The 15,935-nt window shown below is 62.2% G+C and carries 17 protein-coding genes; 7 read left to right on the top strand and 10 right to left on the bottom strand.

The features are described 5' to 3' along the window. The first annotated feature begins 26 nt into the window (after positions 1-26). Positions 27-1,391, top strand: coding sequence for an NAD(P)/FAD-dependent oxidoreductase (locus ACT54B_RS02410; RefSeq protein WP_476042611.1), 1,365 nt, complete (start codon positions 27-29; stop codon positions 1,389-1,391). A 24-nt stretch (positions 1,392-1,415) separates the two neighbouring features. Here the strand turns inward: ACT54B_RS02410 and ACT54B_RS02405 are convergent, their stop codons facing one another. Both ACT54B_RS02405 and ACT54B_RS02400 read right to left on the bottom strand, forming a co-directional pair. Next, positions 1,416-1,583, bottom strand: coding sequence for a hypothetical protein (locus ACT54B_RS02405; RefSeq protein ID WP_476042609.1), 168 nt, complete (start codon positions 1,581-1,583; stop codon positions 1,416-1,418). A gap of 117 nt (positions 1,584-1,700) precedes the next feature. Continuing rightward, positions 1,701-2,639 carry an EAL domain-containing protein gene (locus ACT54B_RS02400; protein ID WP_476042608.1) on the bottom strand — a complete coding sequence of 313 codons (939 nt, stop codon included), beginning with the start codon at positions 2,637-2,639 and terminating at the stop codon, positions 1,701-1,703. Between the two features lie 238 nt (positions 2,640-2,877). Here ACT54B_RS02400 and ACT54B_RS02395 point away from each other — a divergent pair, with 238 nt between their 5' ends. Both ACT54B_RS02395 and ACT54B_RS02390 read left to right on the top strand, forming a co-directional pair. Then, positions 2,878-4,080, top strand: coding sequence for a pyridoxal phosphate-dependent aminotransferase (locus ACT54B_RS02395; RefSeq protein ID WP_476042606.1), 1,203 nt, complete (start codon positions 2,878-2,880; stop codon positions 4,078-4,080). A gap of 250 nt (positions 4,081-4,330) precedes the next feature. After that, the gene (locus ACT54B_RS02390; protein WP_476042604.1) at positions 4,331-4,594 is read left to right on the top strand and encodes a DUF2188 domain-containing protein; all 264 of its coding nucleotides are present in this window, start codon (positions 4,331-4,333) and stop codon (positions 4,592-4,594) included. Positions 4,595-4,598: 4 nt separating this feature from the next. Here ACT54B_RS02390 and ACT54B_RS02385 read toward each other — a convergent pair whose 3' ends face one another. Together ACT54B_RS02385 and ACT54B_RS02380 are read right to left on the bottom strand one after the other, a co-directional pair. Then, positions 4,599-4,985, bottom strand: a complete 387-nt coding sequence (locus tag ACT54B_RS02385; protein ID WP_476042602.1) for an ACT domain-containing protein — start codon at positions 4,983-4,985, stop codon at positions 4,599-4,601. A gap of 16 nt (positions 4,986-5,001) precedes the next feature. Then, entirely contained in the window at positions 5,002-5,880 is an 879-nt protein-coding gene (locus ACT54B_RS02380; protein ID WP_476042601.1) for a LysR family transcriptional regulator, read from the bottom strand. A 95-nt stretch (positions 5,881-5,975) separates the two neighbouring features. Here ACT54B_RS02380 and ACT54B_RS02375 point away from each other — a divergent pair, with 95 nt between their 5' ends. Further along, positions 5,976-6,941, top strand: a complete 966-nt coding sequence (locus ACT54B_RS02375) for an NAD-dependent epimerase/dehydratase family protein (RefSeq protein WP_476042599.1) — start codon at positions 5,976-5,978, stop codon at positions 6,939-6,941. 40 nt (positions 6,942-6,981) lie between these two features. Here ACT54B_RS02375 and ACT54B_RS02370 read toward each other — a convergent pair whose 3' ends face one another. From ACT54B_RS02370 to trxB, 4 genes are all read right to left on the bottom strand, one after another. Then, positions 6,982-8,106 carry an alkene reductase gene (locus ACT54B_RS02370; RefSeq protein ID WP_476042597.1) on the bottom strand — a complete coding sequence of 375 codons (1,125 nt, stop codon included), beginning with the start codon at positions 8,104-8,106 and terminating at the stop codon, positions 6,982-6,984. Between the two features lie 58 nt (positions 8,107-8,164). Then, positions 8,165-8,458: an ArsR/SmtB family transcription factor gene (locus ACT54B_RS02365; protein WP_476042596.1), complete on the bottom strand. Its 294-nt coding sequence runs from the start codon at positions 8,456-8,458 to the stop codon at positions 8,165-8,167. A 708-nt stretch (positions 8,459-9,166) separates the two neighbouring features. Then, a complete protein-coding gene (locus ACT54B_RS02360) occupies positions 9,167-10,063 on the bottom strand; it encodes a LysR family transcriptional regulator VtlR (RefSeq protein WP_476043473.1) in 897 nt (298 codons plus the stop codon). A gap of 30 nt (positions 10,064-10,093) precedes the next feature. Next, entirely contained in the window at positions 10,094-11,068 is a 975-nt protein-coding gene (trxB, locus tag ACT54B_RS02355) for a thioredoxin-disulfide reductase (RefSeq protein ID WP_476042594.1), read from the bottom strand. A gap of 235 nt (positions 11,069-11,303) precedes the next feature. Here trxB and ACT54B_RS02350 point away from each other — a divergent pair, with 235 nt between their 5' ends. Together ACT54B_RS02350 and ACT54B_RS02345 are read left to right on the top strand one after the other, a co-directional pair. Next, positions 11,304-11,771, top strand: coding sequence for an Lrp/AsnC family transcriptional regulator (locus ACT54B_RS02350; protein ID WP_476042592.1), 468 nt, complete (start codon positions 11,304-11,306; stop codon positions 11,769-11,771). Positions 11,772-12,282: 511 nt separating this feature from the next. Further along, positions 12,283-13,512: a phosphoethanolamine transferase gene (locus tag ACT54B_RS02345; protein ID WP_476042590.1), complete on the top strand. Its 1,230-nt coding sequence runs from the start codon at positions 12,283-12,285 to the stop codon at positions 13,510-13,512. Between the two features lie 24 nt (positions 13,513-13,536). Here ACT54B_RS02345 and ACT54B_RS02340 read toward each other — a convergent pair whose 3' ends face one another. Continuing rightward, positions 13,537-14,592, bottom strand: coding sequence for a glycosyltransferase family 4 protein (locus tag ACT54B_RS02340; protein WP_476042589.1), 1,056 nt, complete (start codon positions 14,590-14,592; stop codon positions 13,537-13,539). Between the two features lie 37 nt (positions 14,593-14,629). Beyond that, entirely contained in the window at positions 14,630-15,106 is a 477-nt protein-coding gene (greA, locus tag ACT54B_RS02335) for a transcription elongation factor GreA (protein ID WP_476042587.1), read from the bottom strand. 280 nt (positions 15,107-15,386) lie between these two features. On the opposite strand from greA, the gene ACT54B_RS02330 reads away from it, so the two are divergent. Continuing rightward, the gene (locus ACT54B_RS02330) at positions 15,387-15,926 is read left to right on the top strand and encodes an SRPBCC family protein (RefSeq protein ID WP_476042586.1); all 540 of its coding nucleotides are present in this window, start codon (positions 15,387-15,389) and stop codon (positions 15,924-15,926) included. Positions 15,927-15,935 lie beyond the last annotated feature (9 nt).

Here is a 15,935-nt window from a genome sequence, read left to right as displayed (position 1 = left end):
ATATCCAGTCTGGATGGAGAATGCGCATGCCTGGCCCCACACTCGTACCGGTCCGCGGTGACGCGGAACTGCCCGGACATACCGACGTCGTCGTCATTGGCGGCGGGGTCATCGGCACCTTTACCGCCCTTGAACTCGCCGAGCGCGGCCATCGTGTGCTGCTGCTGGAAAAAGGCGTGATCGGCGGGGAGCAATCGAGCAGGAACTGGGGCTGGGTGCGGATTGCCATGCGCGATTTGCGCGAAGCGCCTCTCATGCTGGAAGCGATCGGCCTGTGGCAAGGTCTCGACCGGCGCCTTGGCGCAGAAAGCGGATATACGCGTTCCGGCCTCGTCTTTGCCTGCGAAGACGAGGCGGCGGTGGAAAGCCATGAAGGCTGGCTGCGGGATTTCCGGCAGGGCGGTTTTGCCGATGAACTGGAGGGTGGCCCCGGCCTCGAGATGATCGGCCGGCAAGGCCTGTCCGGTCTTTATCCGGGCCTTTCCTTCCGGGCGGCGGCAGCCCTTCATGCGCCGGTCGACGGCCGGGCGGAACCGCAAAGAGTGGCGCCCGCGGTGGCGGAGGCGGCGCGAGCCCGGGGTGCGGCGATTGCCACGCAATGCGCGGTCCTTGGCATCGACTGGGAGGCCGGACGGGTGGCAGGCGTCGATACGGAGCGGGGCTATGTCAAGTGTCAGGCCGTGGTCATTGCCGCCGGCGTCTGGACAGGTGCGCTTTCCCGGCTGGAAGGCATTTCCCTGCCTCAGCTCAAGGTCTTGAACACGGTATTGCGGACCAGTGCGCCATCGGCCGGGGAGTCCCCGCCGGAGGCAGCCCTCTGGACCAGCCGTTACGCTTTCCGCCGCCGCGCGGACGGGGGCTATACCGTCGCCTCGGCTGCGGAAAACATCGTGGAGATCGTGCCGGATTCCTTCCGCTTCGCATCCGACTTCCGAACGATCCTCAGTCAGGAGTGGAAATCGTTGCGCCCGCGCCTTTCCCGTGCCCAGTGGGACGAATGGGCCGCCTGGGCTGGCGGTTCGGAGGGCATACGATCCCTCTTGCAGAAATACCGGGTTCTCGACCCGAAGCCGGCCTCGGGAACGCTCCGGCGTGCGTGGAACCGGTTACAGGCAGATTATCCGCTTTTCCGGACGCTCTCCGTGCAGCAGGAATGGGCGGGCATGATTGAAGTCGTGCCGGATGCCGTTCCGGTTATCTCGAAGGTGGAGGACAGGCCGGGCCTCGTCATCGCGACGGGCTTTTCCGGCCATGGTTTCGGCATATCGCCGGCGGCAGGCCGTCTTGCGGCCGATCTGGTCAGCGGCGACCGTCCGGTCGTCGATCCGCAGCCGTTCCGCTTGTCCCGTTTTCAGGATGGCACACCGATTACCGTCATGGGGGGTGTGTAAGACGCGCTGAACCGTCCTCGACGGTCAGGCCATAGAGGTGATCGTGCCCACCACCGTCAGCAGACAGGCAGCCACGGTGGTCAATGCGATTATGATCACCGGGAAGGGGCTTCCCCGGCGGTGCCGTTCGGCCAGAATTTCGTCATCGATAAACATCGGCGTGTTCCATGACTGGGTCATGATCAGGGTCATGACGGATAATCATGGCAACAAAACGCAAAACTTTGGAAAAAGCTTCACGTCGAGCAAAAAAATATTGCCATTCGTGGCGAAATCTGGGCTTGAGCGCCGAATCGTGCTGCGAACCCTTCAGCCCGCAGCGCCGCGCCTTCCGAAAACCGGGGTGGAGCGCCGGCTTGGCGGGGATCGGGTTTCCTCGGTGACGGCCGGAGAATGAACCGGTCTTCCGGCCAGCGGTATGACGGGCCTTTGCGGATCTCCCTTTTCCATCGTCAGAGGCGCGCTTCGCTTGACCGGCAGGTTGGTGGGGCGGTCCGGATGGGCAAGCGCATGCCCTTGGAGGCGCGGCATCTGGATCCTTTCCAGCTGGCGCACGTCATCCTCATCGTCGAGGCCTCCGGCAATCGCCAGGATATTGCGATCTGCAAGCTGGCGAATGACGACGCGCAACAGGGCGATGCCCGCCGTATTGGTCAGGAAGCCCCGCAGCCAGGCGTGATCGAACCGCACGAAACTGGGGCGGATTTCGCTGACGCGCTTCAGGTCCCGGTCTTCGCCGGCATAGCCGTCAATGGCGACCAGCATGCCGGCGCGCCGGAGGTGGGCGGCAAAGTTCACCGTCCTGTCGAGATCGTCGAAGTCGCGCATCTGCAGTTCGCACACGACATCGCGGGGCTGCAGACCCGCCGTGTCGATGAAGTGCCGCAGTCTTTCCGCATCCGCGCGCATTTCATGCGAGGTGTAGAAATGGCGGGGGTCACGCGGGATGTGAATTTTCGTGCCCGTTCCCGCAAAAAAGCGACCGTTGAGGGCATGAAGCGCCGCCAGCTTTCCGTCCACTTCCGGCAAGTCGCGCGGATCGACCGAATTGAGGAATTCGACGGGGGCATAGGAATCGCCCTGGCGTTCAATACGCACCAGGCCATGAAAGCCCGCAATGCGGGTTCCACCCAGTCCCGGTTCGAAAATCGGCTGAAACTCCGAGCGGAGTGTGAAGGGGCCGTAGGCGCAGGTAAAGGATTCGTCCGCATCGCGGACATAGGCGTCAAAGGTCTTACGAGCCGTCATGGCGAGCATCCCATCCGGTGAGTCATTCACTGAATGGTTATGTATTAGCTCCAATCCGTTACCCAGCGGTGAACGCGGTCCCATTTCTGAACATTCGTTCATCTCGCGGGCCGTCTCTCTTTCCTGTCCCTGTGACGTGTTTTTCCTTGAAATGCGGGGATTTATTCGACATAGAGCGGGCGTCGGAACCGCGAGCTTCCGCCGGTTCCCCCGTTCAACCATTTCAGGATCAAATCCGATGGCTTTTCTCGCCGATGCCCTTTCTCGCGTAAAACCCTCCGCAACCATCGCCGTGTCCCAAAAGGCACGGGAACTGAAGGCGAAAGGCCGCGATGTGATCGGTCTCGGCGCCGGCGAGCCTGACTTCGATACGCCCGACAATATCAAGAAGGCGGCGATGGACGCCATTACGCGCGGTGAGACGAAATACACGGCCGTTGCCGGTATTCCCGAGCTGCGCGAGGCCATCGCCAGGAAATTCAAGCGCGAAAACAACTTGGATTATACGGCGGCCCAGACCATCGTGGGCACGGGCGGCAAGCAGATCCTGTTCAACGCCTTCATGGCGACGCTGAACCCGGGCGATGAAGTTGTCATTCCCGCGCCCTACTGGGTGTCCTACCCGGAAATGGTGGCGCTGTGCGGCGGCACGCCGGTTTTCGTGTCGGCCTCGCAGGAAAACAAGTTCAAGCTGACCCCGGACGCGCTGGAAAAGGCCATCACGCCGAAGACCAAGTGGTTCGTGTTCAACTCGCCCTCCAACCCGTCCGGTGCGGCCTACAGCCATGCGGAACTGAAGGCGCTTACCGACGTGCTGATGAAGCACCCGCAGGTCTGGATCCTCTCGGACGACATGTACGAGCATCTGACCTATGGCGACTTCAAGTTCGTAAGCCCGGCTGAAGTGGAGCCCGGCCTCTACGACCGGACGCTGACCATGAACGGCGTGTCCAAGGCCTATGCCATGACCGGGTGGCGTATCGGTTATGCAGCCGGCCCGCTGGCGCTTATCAAGGCCATGGACATGATCCAGGGCCAGCAGACGTCGGGGGCCTGCTCCATCGCGCAGTGGGCCGCCGTCGAGGCGCTCAACGGCCCGCAGGACTTTATCGAGAAGAACAAGAAGATCTTCGAAGGCCGTCGCGATCTCGTGGTCTCCATGCTCAACCAGGCCAAGGGAATCGAGTGCCCGACGCCGGAAGGCGCCTTCTATGTCTATCCGTCCTGCAAGGGGCTGATCGGCAAGACCGCCCCGTCGGGCAAGGTCATCGAAACGGACGAGGATTTCGTATCCGAGCTTCTGGAAACGGAAGGGGTTGCCGTTGTGCATGGGTCGGCTTTCGGTCTCGGCCCGAACTTCCGCATTTCCTACGCCACGTCCGAAGAATTGCTCGAGGAAGCCTGCAAGCGCATCCAGCGCTTCTGCGCCGCCTGCAAGTAAGGGCAAACGCCCGCCTGACTTCTCGAAAACCCGCCGGTGACGGCGGGTTTTTGCGTTCCAGGACCGATCGCCGCAGAGGATGAACCGAATTGCCCGCCTGCGCGTTTGGTGGAATAATGCGGGCCGGGCCGGATGGCCCCTTGCTTTCCGGTCCGGCAGCCGCTGCCGCAGTCCCTGATATGCGTCGCAGTGGCTGGCACGGTGCGATATCCCGTGCTCCCAAAACACACGGGTCCAGTGGAGGCAAGGCATGACCAAGATCGTCTATGAAGTGGTTCCCCATGACGGGGGTTGGGCTTACCGGCTCGGAACCGTCTATTCCGAAACCTTTCCCAGCCATGACGAGGCCCTCGAAGCGGCCCGCATCGTGGCCGCAGAGCAGCAGATGGGCGGGGAAAGCGAGGAGATCAGTTATCAGGATGAGAATGGTGTCTGGCACCAGGAAGTTGCCGACGGCAATGACCGGCCGGAGATCGAGATCATCGATACGGCAGGCCAGTCAACGGGCGCTTGAGGCTTCAGGTAAGGATCAGGCGGTGCCCCGCAGCCGTGAGGAAGCGGGCAGCTTCGGTCTTTTGCGCGGCCTTGATCAGGATATGATCGCCGTCAAAGGTCGAGACAACGAAAATTCCGATGCCGTTCGTCGAGAGCGGCGCGATGACGGAAAGCACCACGCCCGTCTCGTCGAAAGCGAAAGGGCCGGCCAGATGGAAGCAGGTCCACCCCCGATCCTGCCGGATCTCCGGCGGCACCCGCTCGCTGCGGCACAGGATCGACAGTTCCCGGTCGTTGCGCGTGATCGAGACGACGCCTTCGCCGTCAGCCCAGCCGGGTATGGTGTCTCGGGGGGCGAGGCGAGCCACGCTGTAGAAACCGGGCAATTCCGCAAGGTCATAGCCTTTCAAGACCAACCCCCTCTTTTCAAGTGTGTTTCCGCAAACCTTCGACCAGGGCGTCGAAGGTTGCCCGACATCGCGGCATGGACTTCATGTCCTCGTGCATCGCAACCCAGGTGGGCAGCGGCAGCCGGAAGTCCGGCAGGAGGCGGACGAGATCCGCATGGCGGCGGGCCAGGTTGACCTGACACAGACCGATCCCGCACCCCGCCCGGATGGCCGCAAACTGGGCGAGGTTGCTGTCCGCCCGGAAGCTGAACCGGACCGCGGCGGCTTCCGGAAAGCGATCGGCAAGGGCGCGGATATAGGGCATCTGCCGATCGAAGCCGACCAGCCGGTGACCGTCGAGCGCGGCGAGGTCCTGCGGCGTCCCATGTCGGTCGAGGTAGGATTTCGTCGCGTGAAAACCCAGCTCGACAGTGCCGATAAACCGGACCAGCAAGGCATCCTGTTTCGGCTCCGTCATCCGCACGGCAATGTCTGCCTGCCGTTTCAGCAGGTCTTCGACTTGGTCGGTTGCGGAAAGCTCCACCTGCAGGGCGGGATGCCGCTCCTGAAGCCCGGCGATGATCTCCGGAAGAAGTTCGACACCGACGATCTCGCTTGCCGAAATCCGCACGGTGCCCGATATGGTGCCGGCCATGCCGCTGGCGGTGCGGGCAAGCGCTGCCGCTGAATAGGCCATGGCGCGGGCATGGGGGAGGAGCGCTTCCGCCTGCTCGTTCGGGAGAAGGCCGGCGGAGCTGCGCAGGAACAGGCTGGTGCCAAGCGCCGCTTCCAGATCCGATACATGCCGTCCCGCCGTGGGCTGGGTTATCCCGAGTTCCCGGGCGGCAGCCGAGAGCGAGCCGTGATCGATCACGGCAAGAAAGGTTCGAAACAGATCCCAGCTCGGCATATCCATGCATTTATGTATAGATGATATAGAGGCTTCGTCAATTTTCCTTTTGGCTTGGGGCGGGCATCATGCCCTTACAGCAAACCGGAAGGAGTCCTTTCATGAACCACCAAGCCCTCGACAAACCCCTCGCTCTCATTCTCGGCGCCACTGGCGGTATCGGCGGCGCGCTGGCGGAACGCCTGCATCTCGACGGCTACCGGATCCGCGCGCTCCATCGTCAGCCGGAGGTCGCATCCGCACGCAACCCGGCCTATGACTGGGTGCGCGGCGACGCCATGGTGGCCGATGACGTGCTGAAGGCCGCCGTCGGTGCCTGCCTGATCGTGCATGCGGTCAATCCGCCCGGATACCGGGATTGGGACAAGCTGGTGCTCCCCATGCTCGACAACAGCATTGCTGCCGCCCGAGCGAACGGCGCGCGCATCATCTTGCCGGGTACGATCTACAATTTCGGACCGGACAGCTTCCCCGTTCTGCGGGAGGATAGCCCGCAGCATGCCCATACCGAGAAGGGGCGCATTCGCGTGGAGATGGAGCGGCGGCTGGAGGCCGCGTCGCGGCGGGGCGTCCCGGTGCTGATCGTGCGTTGCGGCGATTTCCTGGGTCCGGGTGCGGCCAATAGCTGGTTCAGCCAGGGGATGATCCGTGCGGGGAAAAGCCTGACATCCATGGCGCTTCCCGGTGCGTCCGGAATTGGACATAGCTGGGCTTTTCTGCCGGACGTGGCGGAAACCGTGATGCGCCTTCTCGCGCTTGGACCCAAACTTCCGGCTTTTGCGCGGTTTCACATGCGCGGGATCTGGGATGAGGATGGCACAGCCTTGCTGGAGGCCGCCCGCCGGGTCACCGGAAGGCGAATTGGCGCAAGCAGACTGCCATGGTGGGCGCTGGAACTCGCTGCGCCGTTTCACCGGTTGTCGCGGGAGCTCGTCGGCATGCGCTATGTGTGGCAGGCGCCGATCCGGCTCGACAACAGCCTGCTGGTCCAGACGCTGGGCGAAGAACCGCACACCCCGCTCGATGAGGCGATGCGACGGACACTGAGCGCTTTCGGGGCTTTGTAAGGCATGAGGGAGGGGGCTTGCGCCCCCTTCCGGGATGATGTCAGGCGTTTTCCGCCTGAAGCGCGGGATAATCCGTATATCCCTTTGCGCCGCCGCCATAGAAGGTCGCCTGGTCCGGCGTGTTCAGCGGAGCGCCCGCCTTCAGCCGTTCGACCAGATCGGGATTGGCAATGAACGGACGGCCGAAAGCGACCAGATCCGCCTTGCCGCTGTCGACTGCCGTTTCGGCGAGGCCCTTGTCATAACCGTTGTTCGTCATCCACGCGGCCTTGCCGCCTGCCTTCTGGTAGCTCTGGCGCAGAGCATCCCAGTCAAAGGCGGTTTCGCCTTGGGAGAAGGCGCGGTCGCCGCCGGTGGCCCCCTCGATCACATGGACATAGGCGAGGTCGTGACCGGCGAGCAGTTCGGCGACACGGTTGAAGAGCGGCTGCGGGTTGCTGTCGGCCGCATCATTGGCCGGCGTGACGGGGGAGATGCGGATGCCGGTGCGGTCCGCGCCGATTTCCTTGACCACCGCGTCCAGCACTTCCTTGAGGAAGCGAATGCGGTTCTCGATGGAGCCGCCATAGGCATCGGTGCGCTTGTTCGAGCCGTCCCGCAGGAACTGGTCGATCAGATAGCCGTTGGCGGCATGAACCTCGACACCGTCGAAGCCGGCATCGATCGCGGCGCGGGCGGCCTTGCGGTAATCCTCCACGATGCCCGGGATCTCGCCCATATCGAGCGCGCGGGGTTCCGAGGTGGGGACGAACTGGCCCTTGCCCTGCTCGTCATAGATGAAGGTCTTGGATTTTGCGGTGACTGCCGAGGGTGCAACGGGCTTGCCGCCGCCCGGCTGAAGCGTGGTGTGGGAAATCCGGCCCACATGCCACATCTGCACGACGATCCGCCCGCCCGCTTCATGAACGGCATCGGTCACCTTCTTCCAGCCTTCGAGGGATTCCTTCAGATAGAGACCCGGTACATCCGCATAGCCCTGGCCCTGATGGCTGATCGGCGTGGCTTCGGTAATGATCAGGCCGGCGCCGGCGCGCTGGCGATAATATTCCACATTGAGATCGTTGGGCACGGCACGGGGCGAACGGTTGCGGGTCAGCGGCGCCATGGCGATGCGATTCTTCAGGGAAAGAGCACCGATCTTTACCGGTTCATAGAGCTTGGACATGATTTTCCTTTCGGGATTGGGCCGGGCGGGAGGTGGCCCGGCAGAGAGGGGAGAAGGTTCAGAGTTCCTCGGCAAGACGTTTCAGGAACGCGGCTATGACGGGTTCGTTGCGCTTGTAGAAAACCCATTGGCCTTGCCGCGCGGAGGTGACGAGGTTGGCCCGTTGCAGCGTGGCGAGATGGGAGGAGACCGTCGATTGCGACAGGCCGCAGCGTTCGAACTGACCGGCGCAGACGCCGAAATCCAATGGCATATGCTGTCCGGTGAAGTGTTTTTCCGGTTCCTTCAACCATTGCAGGATCTCCACCCGCGTCGGGTGCGACAGCGCCTTCAGGATATCGTCCTGATCCATCATTCTCTCCATATCGACTCATCGCCATATCGGGATACATCGATATATTGGATTGTTTCCGCGATCCGTCAAGGAGGAGACGGCAGAATTATTTGTCATCGTGCGATCAGAAAGCCATGTCCCATTCCGATCGATCTGACGTCGCAAACGGAGAGAAGGCGCCTTGCGGCGACAGGCCAAAAAAAAGGGCCTCAGGATTGCTCCGAGGCCCGTATAGTTTTGAAGGTCTAATAAAACCTCCAGAGGGGAACAGCTGATGCGGTGGCACTGGGAGGAAAAAACCACCGGCTGCATCAACTGAGGGCGATATGATACTTTTTTGTGCGGTGAACAATCCCTGAAAACGCATGACTGCTATGCGAGAGAGCATAGCTTGCCTTAAAACGCGGCATTTTGTCCTGTAATGCAGATGAAATTACCTCATTTCCAGCGTGCGCAAGCGGATCTTATCCAGTTGTGCAGCAAGGGGTGTGGCCAGTCGAAAAGGCCTTTTTGCAGTGCAGCAATGGCGCCTTTTTGAGCAAATGATTTTGGCGGAAAACACGACTGATTTTATAGGCTTACGGTGCGCAGGATCGGCGGTTGTGAAGCTTTTGCGACGCAATATTCTATTCGCGGCAGGGGCATGCGGGGAGGGCTGGCCGGTTTGCGACCCGCCCTCTTTTTCTCCTCCTCGGTCCCGTCGCCTGCCGGAGGAGGGAGCGTCTGCTAGAAACTCCAGTTTCTGGCTTTGGCAACGATAAAATCGCGGAAAGCTTTCAGCTTCGCCGCATTTTTCATTTCGTCGGGGTAGCAGAAATAGGTGTCGAAGGAGGGCACATCCGCATTCGTGACCAGCTGCACCAGTCCCGGATCGCGACCCACGATGTAATCGGGCAGCATGGCGATGCCGATTCCGAGCAGGCAGGCCCGCTTGATCGAGGTGAGGCTGTTGATCTGGAGGATGGGCAGGCGTGGATTGTCCGGCGAGCGGCCTGCCGTTTCCAGCCAGTTCACATCGAGAAGATAGCTCGGGGCAGGTTCGCCGAAGGAGATGATCCGGTGTTTGTCCAGGTCCTCCAGGCATTTCGGCTCGCCATAGCGGTTGATGTAGGACGGCGCGGCATAGACATGCATGTGCACGGTGAAGAGCTTGCGCTGGATCAGGTCCGACTGTTGCGGCTGGCGCAGCCGGATGGCGCAATCGGCCTCGCGCATGCGCACGTCCAGCTCCTCGTTGTCGAGCAGCAACTGGATCTGCACGTCGGGGTGCAATTGCAGGAATTCCTGGATCTTGTCCGTCAGCCAGCCCTGGCCGAGACCCACGGTGGTGGTCACCCGCAACTTGCCGGTGGCCATTTCCGTGGTTTCCGTCAGCTGCATCTTGACTGTTTCGAGCTTCAGCAGCACGTCATGGGCGGTGCGGTAGAGAAGCTCGCCCTGCTCGGTCAGAATGAGGCCACGGGCGTGGCGATGAAACAGCTTCACCCCCACATCCTGCTCCAGCGCGCTCACCTGCCGGCTGATTGCCGACTGCGAGAGATGCAGCGTATCCGCTGCATGGGTGAAGGAGCCGGCTTCCGCCGCTGCGTGGAATATGCGTAGCTTGTCCCAGTCCAGCGGCATGCCCGTTCCCCTCATGGTGAAATCCGCCCCTTATTCGGCTGCGATGGCGGCGGGCATGTGGCCCGCCAGATATCGTTCCGCCTCCAGCGCCGCCATGCAACCCATGCCTGCCGCCGTAATGGCCTGACGGAAAATGTCGTCGGTCACGTCACCGGCGGCAAAGACGCCCGGAACATCCGTCGCGGTGCTGTCCGGTGCCGTCCAGAGATAGCCATTCGGCTTGGTCTTCAGCTTGCCCTGGAACAATTCGGTAGCGGGAGCATGGCCGATCGCCACGAATACGCCGTCGATGGCCATGTCGGTGACGGCGCCCGTTCGTGTGTCGCGCAGCTTCACCCCGGTCACGAAGGCGGGCATCGGAGGCTTTGCCGGCTCGCCGGTATATTCGGCAATCTCGCTGTTCCAGAGGACCTTCACATTCTGTTTGGCGAAGAGCCGTTCCTGCAGGATCTTTTCCGAGCGGAAACTGTCGCGGCGATGAACCACGGTCACGGACCGGGCGATGTTGGAGAGGTACAAGGCCTCCTCCACGGCGGAATTGCCGCCGCCGACAACGATCACGTCCTTGTTCCGGTAGAAAAAGCCGTCGCAGGTGGCGCAGGCCGATACACCGAAGCCCTTGAACACCTTCTCGCTGTCGATCTCCAGCCACTTGGCCTTCGCCCCCGTGGCGATGATCAGCGTATCGGCAGTCCAGACCGTGCCGCTGTCGGTCCGCGCGATGAAGGGACGGGCATGGATGTCCACTTCGGTGACGAGATCGTTGACGATTTCCGCGCCCACATGTTCGGCCTGCTTCAGCATGGCCTGCATCAGGTCCGGCCCCATGACCGGTTCGGCAAAGCCCGGATAGTTTTCCACATCCGTGGTGATCATCAACTGGCCACCCTGCTCCATGCCGGCAATCAGCACGGGCTTCAGCATGGCGCGTGCGGCATAGATGGCGGCGGTATATCCGGCAGGGCCGGAGCCGATGATCAGAACTTTGGTATGGCGGGCACTCATCGTTATTCCTTTCCATGCCGCCGGGGGAGGGGCGGCCACGCACCGGCACACGGGGCCGACACTTCTTCAATTTGCATTTAGGAGTGCTCGCGCGTCGAGTTCAAGGGGAGGCATGCGTTTCCAACAAGGCAAGTTTTTGTCGGGGAAACAATCATACGTCGCTTTGACACAATCTTGCGCGATGAGGGCGTGTTCATACAAGATAAAGTCTCGAAGACAAGCAGGAGCGATTCAAGTGTTGCGTGCCGAACTGGATGCCATCGACATCAAGATCCTGCGGGAACTGCAGCGGGATGGCCGCATGACCAATGTGGATCTGGCCGACCGGGTGGGCATTTCCGCGCCCCCCTGTCTGCGCCGGGTGCGCAAGCTGGAACAGGCGGGCGTCATCGAAGGCTATCACGCGGCGCTCAACGGCCCGAAGCTGGGTTTCGATCTGGTCGCCTTCTGCATGGTGGGGCTGAAGCACCAGTCTGAAACCAATCTCAAATCCTTCGCCCAGGCCACGTCCGGCTGGCCGCTGGTGCGTCAGGCGTGGATGGTCTCCGGCGACAGCGATTTTCTCCTGCATTGCGTCGCCGAGAACCTGACCCAGTTCCAGGACTTCGTCATCGAGGTGCTGACCGCCAACGAACATGTGGATACGGTGCGCACCATGCTGACCATCCGCCAGGTCAAGAGGCTGGGTCTCGCGGAAGTTTAGATTCAAATTCGTGTTTAAATTCGAATAAAAGAATTTAATAAAATATTGTGATCCGACATGCTGCTTCCTCGTTTGGGGAGGACATCGGGCATGCGGGCGGCAGTGTGGCAGGCGGCAAGGACTTTCGGCTGGCTGCCGCTGGCGGTCTCTCTCGGATTGCTTGCCGGCGTCGCGCCCGAGCGGGTCGTGCCGCTTGCCCTCATGCCGCTTCTGATCGGCCTTCCCTTCATGGCGCTCTCGCTCGGTCCATGGCGGCTCAAGCCCTGGCTGATCGGGCTTTACGGGCTCTGGGCACTCAGCTGGGCCTTCGGGGCAGGGGTGGAATTCTATCTCGCCAGCCGCTACCAGCTGCTTCCCCAATCGAGAGAGGTGATCGAAGCGCTGATCCACGCACCGGAAAACGAGGTGCGGGAGATGGCGGCGAGCCTCGTCGTTCCCCAGATGGCGGGGGTGCTTGCGGCTTTCGGCCTGGCACTCTGGCTTGCGGCAAGCTTTGCCCGGATGACGGCGCTTGCCCGCGCGCCTCGCGCTGCCACGGGTCTATGCGCTGCCGGTCCGGGCGCTCATGCTTGTCCTTCCGGTCGTGCTACACGGGAACAGCGTGGTGGAGCGCGCCGATCCCATCGCCTTCTGGCCCTCCATCCTCCAGGAGGGGCTGGCGCTCCAGCGGGAGGAAGCGGCGCTCGACACATGGCGGGTTGCAGCCAACGCCCGTGTGGGGGAGTGGCAGCCGATTTATACCGGGCCGAAGGAAAAGACCGTGGTTCTCGTCATCGGCGAGAGCTCCAACCGGTGGGACTGGTCGCTTTACGGCTATCCGCGCAAGACCACGCCGGGCCTGGATGCGATGCGGCCGGAGCTTGTCGTCTTCCGGGATGTGATTTCCTCCTATGGCAACACGATCATGGAGCTGACCCGTGCGCTGACGCCGGCCCATGTGGGCGATGACGCGGCGTGGCGGAAGACCCCCCGCGTTCCCGCGCTGGCAAAGGCTGCGGGCTACAAGCTCTTCTGGCTCACCAACCAGAGCACCGCCTATACGAACATCCTCTTTGGCGGGGAGGCAGATGTGTTTCAGCTCGTCTATCGCGGCCGGGTGGGGCGTCATGACCGCAGTCTGGACGGGCAGTTGCTGCCGCCGCTCGAGGCCGCGCTTGCCGATCCTGCGCCTCGCAAGCTCATCGTCCTGCATGGCCTTGGGTCGCATGAGGATTATGCGCTGCGTTACCCGCCGGAATTCGATGTCTTCGGCCACCGGCCGGATGCGGTTTCGGACAGTCTGTCCGCCCGCTGGTGGTGGGTGCGGCAGGCGCGCGACGCCTATGACAACTCGATCCTTTATACGGATAACCTCCTGGTCTCGGCGATCACGCGGCTGAAACGGGTGAAGGGGGACGCGAGCCTGTTCTATTTCTCCGATCATGCGCAGGATGTGGGGCATCTCACCGCCTCCCACGGCCACCAGTTCTGGCTGGAATCGGGCTTTACCGTGCCGATGATCCTCTGGCGCAATCGGCCGGGCTATCCCGATGCCTCCGCGCGGGCAATGGAAAGCCGGCCCTATCAGACGGACGAGCTGGACTGGACGCTGCTTTCGCTTCTCGGCATCGGCACGCTCCATGACGAGCCGCAGCACGATCTTCTGGGGCCGGCCTTTGAGCCCTGGCAAAGGACGATCAAGGGGAAAGCCTATGTGCCGGGCCTGTCGCACCGCGTGCCGGAAGGCGATACGGCGTCTTAGGCGATCAGACGCGGCCCCGGGTGATCAGGGCGCGAGCCCGAGCAGCCGATCATAGACGCGTTTCAAGGCGTTCGCCTCGTTTTCCAGGGCGAAGGTGCTCCGCACATGGGTGAGGGCCGCTTCCGCCGCCCGGGCCGTGCGGGCGGGGTCGGCGAGATAGGGTTCGATCGCCGCTTTCAGCGCTTCATAGTCGTCGACGGGCACCACCTCACCGGTGGCACCGGGCACGATCATCTCGGCATAGGCGCCTGCGGTCGTTGCGACAACGGGTGTGCGGGACGCCATGGCTTCCAGCGGCGTCAGGCCGAAGCCTTCGTTTCTGGAGGGCGCCACGTAAAGCGACAGGCGGCGGTACCACACCTTGATGTCGGGCACTTCGCCCTGGAAGACGATCCGGCGGGTCAAGCCCGCCTTGTTCACCATCTCCTCCAGAGCCTCGCCAAAGGCCCGGTGCTCCGGCGTGACGCGGCCGCAGATCACGGCGGTCCATGCCGGATAGGCGGGCAGCAGTTCGACCATGGCGCGGACGAAGAGATCCGTGCCCTTCTGGTGCCGTATCCGGCCGAAACAGCCGATGAGATAGTGTCCGGGCAGGCCGGTTGCCGCCATGGTATCGTCAGGGCGTTCCGGCGGATGGAATATGTCGAGATCCACCCCGTGGCGGATCACCGTGTAGGGCACCTTCAGGAACGAACCGGAAATGGAATTGGTGGCCACCACCGCATCCATGCGGCGGATCATCCATTTCGTGAACGGCTTGTGATCGCGCTGCGCTGCCGAGGTAAAGAGCAGCTTCAACCGCATGCCCAAGCCATATTTGAGCAGGATTCCCGTCAGCATCTCATTGTTGCGCCGAGCGTGCCAGACGCGTGTTGCCGCGCCGCGCGGCTTGCGCCACAGCTGCCAGAGATCGGAAAAACGGATGGAGGGAAGGCCCTTCGGCAGACCGGGGCCGAGCGTTGCGACCCGGTGGCCCAGCCGATGCTGGACCGGGGCAAGCTGCACGATGGTGGAGGTCACGCCGGACAGCCGGCGCTTGAAATTGGGCGCGATCACCAGAACATCCCGGATATCGACCACGCCCAACTCCTTCATGCCTTTTACAGAACGCCTGCCATCAGCCCCAGGAGACCGACAGGATTTCGTAGGCGCGGGAGCCGCCGGGCGCCACGACCTCGATGCTGTCGCCGACTTCCTTGCCGATCAGCGCGCGCGCAATCGGAGAGGAAATGGAGATGCGGCCGGCCTTCACGTCGGCTTCCTGATCGCCGACGATCTGGTAAACCTTTTCCTCTTCCGTGTCCTCATCGACCAGCTTGACCTTGGCGCCGAACTTGACCTTGGAGCCCGACATCTTCGAGAGGTCAATCACTTCGGCGCGGGCGATCAGGTCTTCCAGCTCGCCAACGCGGCCCTCATTGTGGCTCTGCGCTTCCTTGGCCGCGTGGTATTCGGCATTTTCCGAGAGATCGCCATGGGCGCGGGCTTCGGAAATCGCTTCGATGATGCGCGGCCGCTCTTCCTGCTGGCGCCAGCGCAGTTCTTCCTGAAGCTTGACGAAGCCACCCTGGGTCATCGGTACTTTTTCGACCATTTCCTTGTCCTTCAGCTTTATGCCGCGGTCGCGCGGACACAAAAGAAAACAGGTCCCGAAGCGTTGCCTCGGAACCATGCCACAGTCACGAAGCAAGGCTTATAGCAGAACCGGCAAATGAATATCCAGAAAATTTGACAGGCCTCCCCAGCCGGTTGTGTCTGCCTTTTGACAATCGGCAAAGCCGGAGCCAAGATGCTACGGCAGGCGTGGACCGCTGGGGAGCATGCGCAACCTATTTTGAGTTGCAAGGTCCGCTGCTTGTCATACGGGGGAATCTATGTTCAGGATCTTCAAGATCGCGCTGGCCATCCTTGGCTTGGCCATCGCTCTGCTGGTCGGCTTTGCTTCGCTGCAGCCGGATGATTTTTCAATCGTCCGCCAGACCACCATCAATGCGCCGCCTGAAAAGGTCTATGCCCTGCTCGTCAGTTTTCGTCAGTGGAACAAATGGTCGCCCTGGGAGGGAAAGGACCCCGGCATGCGCCGCTCGTTCTCCGGTCCCGAAACGGGTGTGGGCGCCGTCTATGAATGGAGCGGCAATGACGATGTGGGCGCGGGCCGCATGGAGATAAGAGAGGCTGTTCCGTGGAGCCGGCTGGCAATACGGCTGGTGTTCAAGAAACCCATCGAGACGGAAAACATCGTCGCCTTCATGCTCAGCGCCCGGGATGGCCGGACGGATGTGGAATGGGCGATGACCGGCAAACAGCCGCTGATGGGCAAAATCTTCGGCGTGTTCCTGAACATCGACCGTATGGTCGGGTCGGATTTCGAAAAGGGGCTGGCCTCGCTCAAGGCGGAGGCGGAAAAGCCGTAGTCGGGGCGG

The organism is Gellertiella sp. DMC107, from assembly GCF_056313605.1.
Note: the sequence above shows the minus strand (reverse complement) of the source record. Positions and strands in the feature narration are given on the sequence as shown.